Source organism: Parabacteroides bouchesdurhonensis, assembly GCF_900186615.1.
GTDB lineage: Bacteria > Bacteroidota > Bacteroidia > Bacteroidales > Tannerellaceae > Parabacteroides > Parabacteroides bouchesdurhonensis.
Window position 1 is genome coordinate 2,498,453 of sequence record NZ_LT896588.1, and the last position, 17,654, is coordinate 2,516,106.

Annotated in this window: 10 protein-coding genes; 8 read left to right on the forward strand and 2 right to left on the reverse strand. The window is 39.3% G+C overall.

Features of this window, described 5'->3' with window-relative positions; all coding sequences use genetic code 11:
- From C1721_RS10775 to fmt, 3 genes are read left to right on the forward strand one after another with little or no spacing between them, the layout of a single operon-like run.
- Entirely contained in the window at positions 1-1,401 is a 1,401-nt protein-coding gene (locus C1721_RS10775) for a sugar transferase (RefSeq protein ID WP_102408349.1), read from the forward strand.
- Position 1,402: 1 nt separating this feature from the next.
- Positions 1,403-3,187, forward strand: coding sequence for a chloride channel protein (locus C1721_RS10780; RefSeq protein ID WP_102408350.1), 1,785 nt, complete (start codon positions 1,403-1,405; stop codon positions 3,185-3,187).
- Positions 3,188-3,190: 3 nt separating this feature from the next.
- A complete protein-coding gene (gene fmt / locus C1721_RS10785) occupies positions 3,191-4,165 on the forward strand; it encodes a methionyl-tRNA formyltransferase (RefSeq protein ID WP_102408351.1) in 975 nt (324 codons plus the stop codon).
- A 121-nt stretch (positions 4,166-4,286) separates the two neighbouring features.
- Here the strand turns inward: fmt and C1721_RS10790 are convergent, their stop codons facing one another.
- Together C1721_RS10790 and C1721_RS10795 are read right to left on the reverse strand one after the other, a co-directional pair.
- Positions 4,287-5,753, reverse strand: coding sequence for a catalase (locus C1721_RS10790; RefSeq protein ID WP_102408352.1), 1,467 nt, complete (start codon positions 5,751-5,753; stop codon positions 4,287-4,289).
- A gap of 153 nt (positions 5,754-5,906) precedes the next feature.
- On the reverse strand, positions 5,907-7,754 hold the full coding sequence (locus C1721_RS10795) for a sensor histidine kinase (RefSeq protein ID WP_102408353.1): 1,848 nt from the start codon (positions 7,752-7,754) through the stop codon (positions 5,907-5,909).
- Positions 7,755-8,396: 642 nt separating this feature from the next.
- Between C1721_RS10795 and C1721_RS10800 the strand changes: the two genes are divergently transcribed.
- The 5 genes from C1721_RS10800 to glpK all read left to right on the forward strand — a co-directional run bounded on the left by C1721_RS10800 (position 8,397) and on the right by glpK (position 17,605).
- A complete protein-coding gene (locus C1721_RS10800) occupies positions 8,397-9,416 on the forward strand; it encodes a branched-chain amino acid aminotransferase (protein WP_102408354.1) in 1,020 nt (339 codons plus the stop codon).
- Positions 9,417-9,564: 148 nt separating this feature from the next.
- Positions 9,565-10,743: an ATP-binding protein gene (locus C1721_RS10805; RefSeq protein WP_102408355.1), complete on the forward strand. Its 1,179-nt coding sequence runs from the start codon at positions 9,565-9,567 to the stop codon at positions 10,741-10,743.
- A 37-nt stretch (positions 10,744-10,780) separates the two neighbouring features.
- Positions 10,781-14,332 carry a pyruvate:ferredoxin (flavodoxin) oxidoreductase gene (gene nifJ, locus C1721_RS10810; protein ID WP_102408356.1) on the forward strand — a complete coding sequence of 1,184 codons (3,552 nt, stop codon included), beginning with the start codon at positions 10,781-10,783 and terminating at the stop codon, positions 14,330-14,332.
- A 177-nt stretch (positions 14,333-14,509) separates the two neighbouring features.
- On the forward strand, positions 14,510-16,072 hold the full coding sequence (locus C1721_RS10815) for a glycerol-3-phosphate dehydrogenase/oxidase (RefSeq protein ID WP_102408357.1): 1,563 nt from the start codon (positions 14,510-14,512) through the stop codon (positions 16,070-16,072).
- Between the two features lie 30 nt (positions 16,073-16,102).
- Entirely contained in the window at positions 16,103-17,605 is a 1,503-nt protein-coding gene (gene glpK, locus C1721_RS10820) for a glycerol kinase GlpK (RefSeq protein WP_102408358.1), read from the forward strand.
- Positions 17,606-17,654 lie beyond the last annotated feature (49 nt).

The window sequence follows — 17,654 nt, forward strand, 5'->3', positions numbered from 1 at the left end:
ATGAAGAAAAGTTGGCAAGCACAAAAATACATTATTTCAGATTTCCTAACAGCAACTGTTGCGTGGTTGTTGTTTAATCTGCTCCGTTATAGAGAAGTAGCTGTTTATGGAGGGTTTAGTGCATTGCCTGATTATTTATTGTTTAAACCTGTATTAGAAGGGCAGATTCTAATTCCTTTTTTCTGGCTTACTTTGTATTATTTCTCAGGATACTATAATAAACCATTTGGAAAGTCGCGTATAGGAGAACTTTTTACAACGTTTGTAACTATTCTTATAGGTGTTACATTTGCTTTTTTTGTATTTGTGTTGAATGATTTACCGCGCTCGTTTCATATTTATTACAAATTATTTTTCTCTTTATTCGGATTACAATTTTTCTTGACTTATATTCCCCGATTGCTGATAACGCAAGATGGCTTACGAAGAATAAAACAGCGGGAGTGGGCTTTGAATATCTTGATGATAGGAGCGGGGGACAAGGCTTTACGTATTGCGAAAGACCTTTATAAATTAGGATATAATATTCTCGGATTTGTTTCGGAAGGTAAAGATATACCTGTAAAAGTAGATTCTGAGCAAATGCTGGGAGAACTGGATGATTTACCGTCTCTGATGGAAAAAATATCTGTAGACGAACTGGTCGTAACCTTGGAAGATCCGAATAACCAGCGATTGCTGAATATATTATATTCTTTATATCACTATAAATGCCGAATAAAAATACTTGCTGATAAATCGAATATGTTATCACGGGTAAAGATTAAAACCATATATGGAGTTCCTTTGGTAAATGTAACGGATAATAATCTTTCAGAAGTAGAGAAAAATATAAAGCTTTTTATGGATAAGTTTTTGTCTGCATTTGTATTGATTATTTTATCACCGTTTTACTTATACATCGCATGGAAAGTGAAGAAAGATTCTCCGGGTCCTGTTTTTTATAAACAGGAACGTATCGGTTATATGGGACAGCCTTTTATGATGTACAAATTTCGGACAATGTATGTAGGTTCAGAAGAAAAGGGACCATTGCTGTCTTCGGAGAATGATCAACGCATAACACATTTTGGACGTTTCATGAGAAAGTATAGATTAGATGAACTTCCTCAGTTCTGGAATGTATTGAAAGGCGATATGTCTATTGTGGGACCTCGTCCCGAACGTAAATACTTTATTGACCAGATTGTAAAAAAAGCTCCGTTTTATTATTTGTTACATAACGTTCGTCCGGGAATTACATCATGGGGCATGGTAAAGTATGGATATGCCGGTAGTGTAGATGAAATGATAAAACGTTTGGAATATGACATTTTATATTATGAAAATATGTCACTGGCTTTGGATATAACCATTCTGATATATACGATAAAAACAGTTATTACAGGAAAAGGTATTTAAAATGGCAAAAGAAGGATTATTCTATAAATTCTTGCTGTGGCGGGAAAGAAACATTAAGGAAAAGCATTTTATTTTAATTATTAGCTTTTTAGTGGGCATATGTACCGCTGCTTCGGCAATTATATTAAAACAGTTGATTCATTTGATACAACATTTGCTGACGGGAAACTTCGCGGTTGAAGGGGTTAACTATTTGTTATTACTTTATCCTGTTATTGGAATTTTGCTGGCAGGCTTGTTTGTGAAATACGTAGTTAGAGATGATATCAGTCATGGAGTAACGAAAATCTTATATGCGATTTCCCAGCGGAAAAGCCGCATTAAACCTCATAATACATGGTCTTCTATTGTTGCTAGCTCTGTAACGATTGGTTTTGGCGGGTCAGTAGGAGCGGAAGCTCCTATAGTATTGACTGGTGCAGCTATCGGTTCTAACTTGGGACGTATCTTTCGGATGGAGCAGAAAACGTTGATGCTGCTTGTTGGTTGCGGTGCGGCCGGAGCTATTGCTGGTATCTTTAAAGCCCCCATTGCCGGTTTGGTATTTGTGATTGAAGTATTGTTGCTCGACCTTACAATGACATCCGTTTTACCGCTTCTTATATCATCTGTGACGGCGGCTACGGTTTCTTATATCTTTACAGGGACAGAAGCTATGTTCAAATTCTCCCAAACGGAAGATTTTGTTATTGAACGTATTCCTTATGTCCTGTTGTTGGGCGTTTTCTGTGGTTTGGTTTCTTTGTATTTTACCCGTGTGATGAATCGGGTAGAAGGCATGTACCGTAAGCTGGGTAGTTATTGGAGGAAGTTTCTGTTGGGAGGAGTGATGCTAAGCATCCTGATTTTTATTTTTCCTCCTCTTTATGGTGAAGGTTATGATACAATAGCGTCCTTGTTGAATGGGCAGTTCTCTCATATTATGGATAAAAGTTTATTCTATGATTTGAATGGTACATACTGGGGAGTGATTGTATTTTTGTTTCTTATATTATTGACCAAAGTTTTTGCTTCCAGTGCTACGAATGCAGGAGGTGGCTGTGGTGGTATATTTGCTCCCAGTTTATATTTAGGATGTATTGCAGGATTTATTTTTGCTCACATTTCTAATTACTTCCCTTTTACCATGTATATTTCGGAAAAGAATTTTGCATTATTGGGCATGGCCGGCATTATGTCGGGAGTAATGCATGCTCCGTTAACGGGGGTTTTTCTTATAGCCGAATTAACGGGCGGGTATGATTTATTCCTTCCTTTGATGATTGTATCTATTAGTTCGTATATTACGATTTTGATGTTTGAGCCTCATAGTATTTATTCTATGCGTTTAGCTCAGAAAGGAGAGTTGCTTACGCATCACAAAGATAAAGCGGTGCTTACTTTGCTTAATATTAATAATGTGATAGAAAAGGACTTTCTTACAGTATCACCGGAAATGTCATTAGGTGATATGGTAAAAGTAATTGCCCGTAGTGCCCGGAATACATTCCCTGTAGTTGATGAGCGAGGCGTTCTGCTAGGTGTTGTATTGTTGGATAATATTCGTAATATAATGTTTCGCCCTGAACTTTATAATCGTTTTCATGTTTCTAAATTCATGGTGTCCGCTCCGGCGAAAATCCGGCTAGATATGCCAATGGAACAGATTATGCGAACATTTGATGATACGAAAGCATGGAATTTGCCGGTAGTGGATCAGGATGGCCATTATATAGGATTTATGTCTAAATCGAAAATATTTAATGCCTATCGCGAAGTATTGGTTGATAACTTTTCAGGAGATTAAATAATGAAAAAAGAAGACTTACGTATTGTATATATGGGCACGCCGGATTTTGCTGTGGAAAGTCTACGTGCTTTGGTAGAAGGAGGATATAATGTTGTCGGAGTAATCACTATGCCAGATAAACCAATAGGTCGTCATGGTAGTGTGCTGCAGCCTAGTCCGGTTAAACAGTATGCTTTGTCGCAAGAAATACCGGTTTTACAACCTGAGAAATTGAAAGACGAAACCTTTTTGGCTGAGTTAAAAACGCTAAATGCCGATTTGCAGATTGTTGTTGCCTTTAGAATGTTGCCGGAGGTGGTTTGGAATATGCCTCGTTTGGGTACATTTAATTTACATGCTTCATTACTTCCGCAATATCGTGGTGCGGCTCCTATAAACTGGGCTGTGATAAATGGAGATACGGAAACGGGAGTTACTACATTCTTTTTGACCCATGAAATTGATACCGGTAAAATTATCCTTCAGAAGCGTTTGCCCATCAGTGATATGGATGATGTAGGAAAAGTTCATGATTCATTGATGCGGATTGGAGCCGGATTGGTAACGGAAACGGTAGATTTGTTACTTGAGGGTAAAACGGATGCTATTTCTCAGGATGAGTTTTATAAAGACCTATCCGAACTGCGTCCTGCACCTAAAATCTTTAAAGAAACTTGTCGTATAAATTGGAATCAGCCGGTAAAAAAGATATATGATTTTATTCGTGGCTTATCTCCTTATCCTGCTGCATGGACGGATTTTGTGTCAGAAGATGGAAACAGGTCTGTCTTGAAAATATACCAAACGGAGAAACATCTTGTTGCTCATGACTTGCCTGTAGGTTCTATTTCTACAGATAAAAAATCTTTTATAGAGATTGCTGTACAGGATGGCTTTGTCCGTTTGCTGTCAATTCAACTGGCAGGGAAGAAACGAATGAATGTTGTCGATTTTTTGAATGGTTTTAAGCAAATAGACGCTTATACGGTTGAATAACCGGAAGGATAATTAAATTTATTGTACACGTCCGGCGACTGGTTCTGAGTATTAAAGTCGCCGGAACGGTACGGTAAAGAGGTTTTCCGGATAAAGTTACCGGAAGAATTTTTCTAATATATTACTTTGCCTCTTTTAAAGCTTCTTCTAAACTGATATTTAGAGCGTCGGCAACACCTTTGCCATAGGCTGGATCCGCTTTGTAGCAATTTCTTACATGACGTTGTTTGATGAATAATTCAGCGTCTCCCATTGCACGTGCTGTGTTTTCGAACAATAGTTTTTGCTCTTCTGCCGGCATTAATTGGAACAGAGCTCTTGGTTGGCTATAGTAATCATCATCGTATTCACGTTCATTGTAGTTGTAAATATCTCCATCTGCTTTCAAAGGAGGTTCTTTTTTGTCAGGAGAATCTTGCCATTCACCAAAACTATTAGGTTCGTATCCTTTGGTTGCGCCATAGTTCCCATCTATTCTCATTGCTCCATCCCTATGGTAAGCGTGGAACGGACAGCGAGGTTTGTTTACCGGTATTTGCTCCAAATTCACACCTAAGCGGTAACGTTGTGCGTCTCCATAAGAGAATAAACGGCCTTGTAACATTTTGTCGGGAGAAAAACCAATACCTTCTATCGTATTCATTGGGTTAAAAGCCGCTTGTTCTACATCCTGGAAATAATTTTCGGGATTGCGGTTCAATTCTAGGATTCCAACATCAATTAATGGAAAATCTTTATGCGGCCAAACCTTTGTCAAGTCAAAAGGATTGATAGGATAGGTGTTGGCTTGTTTTTCAGTCATTAATTGAATCTGGAACTTCCATTTGGGGAAATCTCCATGTTCAATGCTTTCAAACAAGTCGCGTTGGTGAGATTCGCGGTCTTTGGCAATAATTGCTTCGGCCTCTTGATCGGTCAGATTCTTTATGCCTTGCATCGTTTTTAAATGGAACTTTACCCAAATACGCTCATTTTTGTCATTGATAAAGCTATAAGTATGACTTCCGTAGCCGTTCATGTGGCGATACGAATAAGGAATGCCGCGTGGACTCATTGTAATTGTGACTTGGTGTAATGCTTCGGGAAGTAATGTCCAAAAATCCCAATTATTACTAGCACTACGCATATTTGTTTTGGGATCTCTTTTGATCGCATGGTTTAAATCTGGAAATTTTAGCGGATCACGGAGGAAAAATACGGGAGTATTATTCCCTACCAAATCCCAGTTCCCGGCTTCGGTGTAGAATTTGATGGCAAAGCCTCGAATATCACGTTCCGCATCGGCAGCACCTCTTTCTCCGGCTACTGTAGAAAAACGGACAAAACAATCTGTCTTTTTGCCAACCTGATTAAACAAGACGGCTTTAGTATACTTAGAGATGTCATGTGTTACGGTGAATGTTCCAAATGCTCCGGAACCTTTTGCGTGCATGCGTCTTTCAGGGATTACTTCTCGGTCGAAGTGAGCAAGTTTTTCAATAAACCACGGATCTTGTAATACCATAGGACCTCTTGGTCCAACTGTTTGTACGTTCTGATTGTCGGCAACAGGACGTCCATTTGCTGCTGTTAGTTTTTTATTTTCCATATTGAATGTTTTTATACAGTATTAAATTATAGAGGTCATATAAATACAACATCTTTAATACGGCATAGGTTTATAAATATGTAGTAAAAGTAACTAAATGAGTAGCCTCTGTCAAATCAATAATTTCAATATGTATATCAACTTAATTTATACTTACAGGACATTGTCTGGCTTTGTATATGGAATGGTGAAATTAAATGTAGAGCCACATCCTTCTTTGGATGTTACGGATATATCTCCACCCATTTTGTTAACTAATCCTTTGCAAATGGCCAACCCTAACCCTACGCCTCCTGTTTTATGTCCTTTTATTTGTACGAAACGAGTGAATATTTTATCGATGTTTGCGTCCGAAATACCTTCTCCGGTATCAGTAACATAGAATCTTACATATTCTTCTTCCAGTTGATAACCGAAATGTATGCTCCCTTCAAATGTATGTTTAATTGCATTGGTCAATAAGTTTATCAAGATTTGGCTCAGACGGTTTTTGTCGACATTCAGTTTTTGATTTGGACATTGATCTAATATAAGTTCTACATTCTCATTCGTTTTCAAGCGGACTGTTTGATAAATATCCTGCATAAATGTTGATAAAAATATATCGGTATAATCAAAAGTCAGTAAATTAGATTCAATTTTAGATATGTCCAATACGTCATTTATTAAATTAACAAGTAATTCATTATTTGTTTTAATGATATTTATATAGTTCTGGCGTAATTCCGGGTCTGTTTCTTCACTGAGCAAATCGGAAAAACCAATAATGGCATGTAACGGAGTACGTATGTCATGTGTCATATTTGCCAGAAAAACGGATTTCAACTGATCGGCTGTTTCCGCTTCTTCCTTTGCTTTGATCAAAGATTCTTCATATTCCATGTGTTTTTGATTGTCGATAAGACTACCAATAATCACATTGGCACGGCCTTCTTTGTCTACTGTTAAAACTTTGCCTGCAACTTCATAATTATGATACTTCCCATTATTGTTTTTCAAGCGAAAGTTGGTTGTGTATTCGCTTAGTTTCTCGTTTCTTATTTTATTGAATAGAGAAAAGAATCCGGCTTGATCTTCTGAATGTTGTAAGCTTTGAAGATTTTTACATATGTATTGATTCTTTGCAAGTATATGATTATCTGTTCCGTAAAATTGGAGACAATGATTGCAGTTTACTTTGTCACATGTCTGGAAGAGTTCATGGTTAAAGGAATATATGGTGGTTCTGCTGTTTTGCAGAGCTAGTTCCATTAAGGAACGGTTTTCTATTAGTTTTCCACTTAGTTTTTTATTTTCCTTTTCTTTTTCAACAATATCTGTGATATTGCGAATATATAAAACGAGAAATTGATGGTAAGCAGGTACAATTCGTACCTTAAAATATTTTATTGAATTATCGTTTTTAGATTGTAAAGAGATTTGAATGCTTGTTGATTTGTTCTTATGCAAACAATCTTGTACTGTTTGAAAAAACTCTTCTTGGCTGATGTTTATGCCGACGTATCCCTGTATTTTATCAATACGCTTATTAAGAATGCTTTCATTGAGAAAGTGAGAGGCCTGTGTGACAATTTTTTCGATAATAAAATCCTTGTTGATTAAAAGGATTGTGTCAGGAACTGCTTTGGCTACCAGTTTTGCCATATCTTGGTAACTGTTTTCTTTACCGGAATTGTTTGAATTTATATCGTTTATAAAAAGATTGTATCCTTCGCAATCTCCATTCAATCCTTTATGTGGAATAATGATAACATTGACTTGATCTAATAAGATTTTAACGGTTTTACCAGCAAGAAGGTTATGTTTTTGAGATCGTATCAGGAGGTCGTTGTTAAAAAGATGATTAAAGAAAAAAGAATGTTCGTCTGTTATCTTGTATCGTTCTTTCATAGCCTGATTGATGTCTATTAAGACACCATCGCCGTCATATAAAGCTCCGCATATAGGATGGCAATTAAAAAAATCAGTCAGTAACTGGCTTTTGTTGAAAGAAGTAATCATATTTTACCCTGTTTTTTCTATAATCCTTTATTGCAAATTAAGCAAAACTTAGTTTATTAAAAGCTTTTTACATTGAGGAATTGTTGTTTAAATAACAAAAAATAACGAATGGAGGAATTCTTATTTTCTTATAAATGAACGTATTTTGGCATTTGTTCTTGTCTTTTATTCCAAAGGTTTTAAGCTTTTGTCTTTTGATTTATGTTGATTATCTAAGAATATCAAAAAAGTATAAGATAAGAAAAAGATAAACAAAATTTGGATTGAAGTGCGTTTGTTTTACATCTGATTATTGATGGCTTAAAAATATATATTAACATTTTTAGGAATATTGCTTATTTAATAAAGAGAGGTATCCTATAAAGTGCTTTCTCATTTATATTTATGGCCGTCTTTGTTCCGCCGGCATGAAACACTTGTTCCATCAGCATGAAACATTTGTTCCTTCGGCATGAAACACTTGTTCCATCGAGGTGAAACTTTTGTTTCACCGGCGTGAAATAAAATGGAACAAATATCTTTCTTCTCTGATGCCCGTTCGGATTATAGAAATCCTTATAAATGTTTATCTTTAGAGGCCTTTTTGTATTATTCTATAGTTTTATTAATATCTTTGCGTTCTAAATCTAATAACAATAGGATATGGAAAGTATTAATTGGTCTGATCTTGGATTTGGTTACGTTAAGACAGACTATAATGTAAGATGTTACTATCGTGATGGTAAGTGGGGTGAATTGGAAGTGTCTTCTTCTGAAATTCTTAATATCCATATGGCTGCTACATGCTTACATTACGGACAGGAATCTTTTGAAGGTTTGAAAGCTTTTAAGGGAAAAGATGGAAAAATCCGCGTATTCCGTATGGATGAGAATGCTAAACGTATGCAATCTTCCAGCCGTGGCATTAAAATGGCCGAGCTGCCTGTAGAAAGATTTGAAGAAGCCATACGTAAGGTTGTTAAATTGAATGAACGTTTTGTTCCGCCATACGAAAGTGGTGCGGCTTTATATATTCGTCCTTTGATGATTGGTTTGGGTGCACAGGTAGGTGTAAAGCCTGCGTCGGAATATATGTTTCTGGTATTCGTTACACCGGTAGGCCCTTACTTCAAAGGAGGCTTCCAACCTTCAAAGGTTTGCATTATGCGTGATTATGATCGTGCTGCTCCTCATGGTACGGGTACAATAAAAGTGGGCGGTAATTATGCTGCCAGTTTGGTAGCCGGAGAAAAAGCACATGAAAAAGGATATGCTGCCGTATTGTATTTAGATCCGAAAGAAAAGAAATATTTAGATGAATGCGGTCCGGCAAATTTCTTTGGCATACGTGGAAATAGCTATATTACCCCGCAATCTCATTCTATCCTGCCTTCTATTACAAATAAGAGTTTACAGCAATTGGCGGAAGACATGGGATTAACAATAGAACGCCGTCCTGTTCCGTTTGAGGAAATTGCAACGTTTGATGAAGCTGCAGAGTGTGGAACAGCTGCTGTGATTGCTCCTATTTCCCAAATTGATGATTTGGATGAAAATAAATCCTATATTATAGCAAAGGATGGCAAGCCCGGTCCTGTTTGCGAAAAGTTATACAATAAACTTCGTGGTATTCAATATGGAGATGAACCTGATACTTATAATTGGGTTACGATTATTGAGTAATTGCTAAAGGCAATTGACAATTGATAGTTAATTTTGTCAACTCCATATTGCAATATTGAATAGTTTTTTTAATTTTGCAGGGTAGAAAATAAAATGGAGATTGATGAGGTAATTATCAATTGTCCATTCTCAATCATCAATTGATAAAGTGGAAGCATTCTTTAAAACACATAAATATCTGGTAGAACATTTACAGGCTCCGGTTCGAAGGGGACTGATGGATGAAATCGACTGGAATGACCGGCTAATAGGGATTAAAGGATCCCGGGGAGTTGGCAAAACTACATTTTTACTAGATTATGCCCGTGAACATTTTGGAGCGGATAATAAAGAATGTTTATATATAAACCTGAATCATTTTTATTTTACGGAACGTACATTGGTGGACTTTGCGTCTGAATTCAGAGCAAAAGGAGGCAAGGTACTGTTGATAGATCAGGTTTTTAAATATTCCGGTTGGTCAAAAGAATTACGTTATTGTTATGATAACTTTTCTGATTTGCGGATCGTATTCTCCGGCTCATCGGTTATGCGGCTGAAAGAAGAGAACCCTGATTTATCGGGAAAAGTTGTTTCATATAACTTACGTGGCTTTTCATTCCGTGAGTTCTTGAATTTAATGTCAGGGAATGAGTTTCCGGCTTATACATTTAATGATGTGTTGGAGAACCATCAGGAGATTGCGAAGAAAATTTGTTCGGTTGTAAAACCGATGGCATACTTTCAAGATTACTTGCATCATGGTTTTTATCCGTTCTTTTTGGAGAAGCGAAACTTTTCCGAGAACTTATTGAAGACTATGAACATGATGCTCGAAGTGGATGTATTATACATAAAACAAATAGAACAAAGCTATTTGCCGAAACTACGTAAACTGCTTTATTTATTGGCTGTAAGCGCTCCGTGTACACCGAATGTAAGCCAGTTGAGCAAGGATATAGAGACTTCGCGTGCAACTGTGATGAACTACATAAAATACTTGACGGATGCCCGTTTGATGAATATGCTCTATCCGGTGGGTGAATCTTTTCCGAAAAAACCGTCTAAAGTATATATGTATAATTCCAATTTGATGTACCCCATCCGTCCGATGGAAGTGAATATGGGAGCTGTACGCAAATCATTTTTTTACAATCAGTTATTGAAAGACAATAAATTGAATGAAGGTGTGAGAAACGCTCATTTCCTGGTTAATAATAAATATAACTTCCGGATTGAAGAAAACACGAAAGTAAAAAATAATCCGGATTTATATTACGCTGTTGATAAAACTGAGGTAGGGGATGGAAATATAATTCCGCTTTGGTTATTTGGTTTTTTATATTAATGAAATGCATTATTAAATACTAATAGTTTATAGGTCTATGACAAAACAGAAGAAATTTTTAACCTGTGATGGTAACCAGGCTGCTGCACATATCTCTTACATGTTCAGTGAGGTAGCTGCTATTTACCCAATCACTCCATCATCTACTATGGCAGAATATGTAGATGAATGGGCTGCTGCCGGACGTAAGAATATTTTCGGCGAAACCGTAATGGTACAGGAAATGCAATCGGAAGGTGGTGCTGCAGGTGCAGTTCACGGTTCTTTGCAAGCCGGAGCATTAACAACAACATACACTGCTTCTCAGGGTTTGCTGTTGATGATCCCGAATATGTATAAGATTGCCGGTGAGTTACTGCCTTGTGTATTCCATGTATCCGCTCGTACGTTAGCTTCACATGCTTTGTGTATCTTTGGCGACCATCAGGATGTTATGTCTTGCCGCCAGACAGGTTTTGCTATGTTAGCCGAAGGTTCTGTTCAGGAAGTTATGGACTTGGCTGGTGTAGCTCATTTGTCAACTATCAAATCTCGCGTACCATTCGTGAATTTCTTTGATGGTTTCCGTACTTCTCATGAAATACAGAAAATAGAAGCTCTGGAAAATGATGACTTAGCTCCATTGATTGACCAGAAGGCGTTAGCTGAATTCCGTGCCCGTGCATTGAATCCTTCTGCTCCTGTGGCTCGTGGTATGGCTGAAAATCCGGATCATTTCTTCCAACATAGAGAATCTTCCAACTCTTACTATGAAGCAGTTCCTGCTATCGTAGAAGAATATATGAACGAAATCTCCAAAATCACAGGCCGTAAATATGGTTTGTTTGATTATTATGGAGCAGAAGATGCGGAACGTGTTATTATCGCTATGGGATCTGTTACGGAAGCTGCTCGCGAAGCTATTGACTACCTGATTGCTAAAGGCGAAAAGGTTGGTTTGGTTTCTGTACACTTGTATCGTCCGTTCTCTGCTAAACACTTCCTGGCAGCTGTTCCTAAGACTGCTAAACGTATTGCCGTTCTGGATCGTACAAAAGAACCGGGTGCAACAGGTGAACCTTTGTATCTGGATGTGAAAGACTGCTACTATGGTGCTGAAAATGCACCTGTTATCGTAGGTGGCCGTTATGGTCTGGGTTCTAAAGATACTACTCCGGCTCAGATTCTTTCCGTATATGAAAACTTGGCATTGCCGATGCCGAAGAACCAGTTTACACTGGGTATCGTAGACGATGTAACATTCACCTCTCTGCCTCAGAAAGAAGAAATTGCATTGGGCGGCGAAGGTATGTTTGAAGCTAAGTTCTACGGTTTGGGTGCTGACGGTACAGTTGGTGCTAACAAGAACTCGGTTAAAATTATTGGTGATAACACGGATAAATATTGTCAGGCTTATTTCTCTTATGACTCTAAGAAGTCAGGTGGTTTCACTTGTTCTCATCTGCGTTTTGGTGATCATCCGATCCGTTCTACTTATCTGGTGAACACACCGAACTTTGTAGCTTGCCACGTTCAGGCTTATCTGCGTATGTACGATGTAACTCGCGGTTTGCGTGAAAACGGTACATTCTTGCTGAACACGGTATGGAATGGTGAAGAACTGGCTAAACATTTGCCGAACAAGGTAAAACGTTATTTCGCTCAGAAAAATATTACTGTTTATTATATCAACGCTACACAGATTGCGTTGGAAATTGGTTTGGGCAATCGTACCAATACAATTCTTCAATCTGCATTCTTCCGTATTACAGGGGTAATTCCTGTAGACTTGGCTGTAGAACAGATGAAGAAATTTATCGTGAAGTCTTATGGCAAGAAAGGTCAGGATATTGTAGACAAGAACAATGCCGCTGTAGATCGTGGAGGTGAATACAACCAGTTGGCTGTTGATCCTGCATGGGCTAATCTTCCGGATGATGAAGCTGTAGTAAACAATGATCCTGCATTTATCAACGAAGTGGTCCGTCCTATCAATGCACAGGACGGTGACTTGTTGAAGGTTTCTGCATTCAAAGGCATCGAAGACGGTACTTGGTATCAGGGCACTTCCAAATACGAAAAACGCGGTGTTGCCGCATTTGTTCCGGTTTGGAATGAAGCAAACTGTATCCAGTGTAACCAATGTGCATACGTTTGTCCTCACGCTTCTATCCGTCCGTTCGTACTGGATGACGAAGAACAGAAGGGTGCAAACTTCCCGATGCTGGATGTAAAAGCACCGGCTACAATGAAGGGCATGAAGTTCCGTATGCAGGTTGACGTTCTTGACTGTCTGGGTTGCGGTAACTGTGCCGATATCTGTCCGGGCTTCAAGGGTAACAAGGCGTTGTCTATGGCTCCGCTGGAAGGCCAGTTGGCAGAAGCTGATAACTGGACATATTGCGTGGCAAACGTAAGCTCTAAGCAAAATCTGGTAGACGTTAAGTCTAACGTGAAGAATTCTCAGTTCGCTACTCCGTTGTTCGAGTTCTCCGGTGCTTGTTCCGGTTGTGGTGAGACTCCATATGTGAAATTGATTTCTCAATTGTTCGGTGACCGTGAAATGGTTGCTAACGCTACAGGATGTTCTTCTATCTATTCGGGCTCTGTTCCTTCTACTCCATACACAACAAACGAAAAAGGTCAAGGTCCTGCTTGGGCTAACTCTTTATTCGAAGATTTCTGTGAATTCGGTCTGGGTATGGAACTGGCTAACGAAAAGATGCGTTTGCGCCTGACAGACCTGATGAACAAGATCGGTGCCGGCGAGCATTCACCTGCAGAGATGAAAGAATTGGCTGCCGCATGGGTTGCTAATCAGAACGACGCTGATAAAACGAAAGAATTGGCTCCGCAGTTGATGGCTTTCGTTGAGGAAGGTATCAAAGCCGGTTGTCCGGTTTGTGCTCAAATCAAGGAATTGTCTCACTTCCTGGTAAAACGTTCACAGTGGATTATCGGTGGTGACGGTGCTTCTTACGATATCGGTTACGGTGGTCTTGACCATGTAATTGCTTCCGGTAAGAATGTGAATATTTTGGTATTGGATACAGAAGTATATTCTAACACAGGCGGTCAGTCTTCCAAAGCTACTCCGGTTGGTGCTATTGCTAAATTTGCAGCATCTGGAAAGAGAGTTCGTAAGAAAGATCTTGGCTTGATGGCTACTACTTACGGTTACGTTTATGTAGCTCAGATTGCAATGGGTGCCGACCAGGCTCAGACTTTGAAGGCTATCCGCGAAGCGGAAGCATACGACGGTCCTTCTTTGATCATCGCTTATGCTCCTTGTATCAACCACGGTTTGAAGAAAGGTATGGGTAAATCTCAGGCTGAAGAAAAAGAAGCTGTTGCATGTGGTTACTGGCACTTGTGGCGTTATAATCCTGCTTTGGAAGCCGAAGGAAAGAATCCGTTCACTTTGGATTCTAAAGAACCGGATTGGAGTAAGTTCCAGGACTTCCTGAAAGGTGAAGTTCGTTTCGCATCTGTTGCTAAACAATATCCACAAGAAGCTGCCGAGTTATTCGCTGCTGCTGAAGAAAATGCTAAATGGCGTTTGAAGAGCTACAAGCGTATGGCTGCCGAAGATTGGAGTGCAGAAGCTTAAAAAGCATCTAATATATTTATGTATACGGGACTTCCGAAAGGGAGTCCCGTTTTTTTGTTATAGCGAGTCTCCGTAGAGTGGAATAATATCATATATTAAATTACTTTATGAACATGAACCTATTTTCAAAATTTATTGTTAGATTTGGGATGTTAATCTTAAAAAACGGGAGGCACAATGAAGCGAGAATCTGTTATTTCACAGTTAACAGACAAAGACGAGCCTTTTGACTTTGTTGTCATTGGTGGAGGAGCTACCGGGTTAGGTGTTGCTGTTGACGCAGCAACACGCGGGTATAGCGTAGCTTTGTTTGAACAAAATGATTTTACGAAAGGAACATCTAGTCGTAGTACGAAGTTAGTACATGGCGGGGTGAGATATCTTGCGCAAGGAGATGTGTCATTGGTGCTGGAAGCTCTGCGTGAAAGAGGGTTATTACGAAAAAATGCCCCTCATCTGGTAAAAGATCAAAAGTTTCTTATTCCTTGTTATCGTTGGTGGGAAGGCCCGTTTTATGCAATTGGACTTATTTTGTATGATTTAATGGCCGGGAAGTTAGGTTTGGGACGTTCTATTTGTATTGGTCCGAAACGTGCTCTTAAAACAGTGCCCCGCTTAGTTCCTAAGGGTATGACTGCGGGTATAATTTACCATGATGGACAATTTGACGATTCTCGTTTGGCTATGCACCTTGTCCGTTCGGCGATTGATGCCGGTGGATGCGTACTGAATTATATGAAGGTTACGTCTCTGGTAAAAGAAAAAGGAAAGATTGTAGGCGTCGTTGTTTGCGACCGTGAAACAGATATTTCATATACGATTAAGGCTCGCTGTGTCATTAATGCAACCGGAGTATTTGCTGACGATATACTTCAAATGGATGAACCGGGTAAACGCCGTACGGTACGTCCTAGCCAGGGTGTTCATCTTGTATTGGATTCTTCTTTCCTGGAAAGCGATTGTGCTGTAATGATACCGAAAACATCAGATGGACGTGTGTTGTTTGCCGTGCCCTGGCATAACAAAGTAGTTGTTGGTACTACTGATACGCTGATGGATCATGCCGACGAAGAACCTGTTGCATTAGAGAAAGAGATTGATTTCATTCTTGAAACCGCAGGGAAGTATCTGACAAAGCCTCCGAAACGGAGTGATGTTTTATCCGTATTTGCCGGTCTTCGTCCATTGGCTGCTCCTCGTAGCGAAGGGACAAAGACAAAGGAAATATCGCGTAGCCATAAATTGATCCGGGAGAAGTCCGGGCTTATCACGATTATTGGAGGAAAATGGACTACTTATCGAAAGATGGCACAAGATACGTTAGATTATGCTATTCGCTATATGCATGTGCCTACCCATGATTGCGTGACAGAAACATTTTCTATTCATGGAAGTAAACCCGATCCTGATTTCTCAGATCCTCTTTATGTCTATGGATCGGATGCCGAAGAAATTAAACAAATCATTCAATCTTCCCCTGAGATGAGTGAACGGCTCCATCCGGACTATCATTATACGGTTGGTGAGGTTGTATGGATAATCCGTAATGAAATGCCGAGATCCGTTGAAGATATATTAGCCCGCCGTTTCCGTATCCTGTTTATGGATGCCCGTGCCGCAATAGCTATGGCTCCCCGTGTGGCAGTTATTCTTGCTAAGGAATGGGGAAAAGATGAGGATTGGCAGTCTATGCAAGTGAAGAATTTTAATCAAATTGCTTCCAATTACATATTGAATTAATCGAGTCTAACAATTCTATATAACGAAAATATGAATTTCAGAAATAAATACGTACTGGCAATAGATCAAGGAACCACAACTTCCCGGGCGATTCTGTTTAATCATCAGGGAGCGATTATTACATTAGCGCAGAAAGCTTTTCAGCAGTATTTCCCTAAGCCGGGATGGGTGGAGCATGATCCGAACGAGATTTGGTATACACAGTCATCTGTGATAAAAGAAGCTATGGCAAAAGCCGACGTTACAGATACGCATATTGCGTGTATCGGCATAGCGAACCAACGTGAAACAACAATCATTTGGGATCGTGAGACAGGCTTTCCCGTATACAACGCTATTGTTTGGCAAGACCGTCGTACAGCAGATTATTGCGAAGAATTGAAAGCGCAAGGATATGCTGACCGCATTCAGCAAAAAACAGGCCTGGTAATAGATGCCTATTTCTCGGCTACTAAAATCAGGTGGATACTGGATCATGTAAAAGGCGTTCGCGAACGTGCGGAGCGGGGTGAATTATGTTTCGGTACTGTAGATACCTGGTTGGTATGGAAACTTACGAGAGGAGAGAAGTTTATTACTGATATTACCAATGCTTCCCGAACAATGCTGTTCAATATCCATACACAGGAATGGGATAAGGAGTTGCTCGAATTATTTAATATTCCGGTTTCTATGATGCCGAAAGTAGTTGGCAGCAGCGAAGTTTATTGTGAAACATCCAGTCCTATATTTAAGAAAGGAATTCCGGTTTCAGGTATGGCCGGAGATCAGCAAGCAGCACTTTTCGGACAGCTTTGTATTGAAGAAGGTATGATAAAGACTACCTATGGGACGGGTTGTTTTATGATTATCAATACAGGCGAAAAACCTGTTCTGTCCAGAAATAATTTGTTGACTACTATTGCCTGGAAACTGGGCGATAAAGTTACTTATGCTTTGGAAGGCAGCGTGTTTGTTGGCGGTGCTGTTGTTCAGTGGTTGCGGGATGGAATAGGTTTGATTCCAAATGCTTCCATTACAGAGCAAATGGCTGAGTCAGTCAGTGATAATGGCGGCGTATATTTCGTTCCTGCACTTACTGGTTTGGGAGCACCTTACTGGGACCAGTATGCACGTGGTGCGATTATTGGCATTACAAGAGGGACAACGGCTGCGCATCTTACACGTGCCGCTCTTGAAGGTATTTGTTACCAGGTATATGATGTATTGATGGCTATGGAGAATGATGTCCATAACAAACCTAAAGAAATCCGTGTAGATGGAGGTGCTATTGCGAACAATTTCCTGATGCAATTCCAAGCGGATATAAACCGTTGTCCTGTAGTACGTCCGCAAGTATTGGAAACAACTGCTTTAGGGGCAGCTTATCTGGCAGGCCTTGCTGTTAACTACTGGAAAAATGTTGATGAATTGAAAGAACAGTGGTGCTTGGATAAAGTGTTTAGTGCCCAAATGAAAGAAGAAGCGGCGCTACGTCAGTTGGCAGAATGGCATAAGGCTGTAGAACGTTCTCAACAATGGGCTTCCGATTGATAACAGTCTGTGAAGTTATTACTATTTTCATTATTAAAATTCGAATACC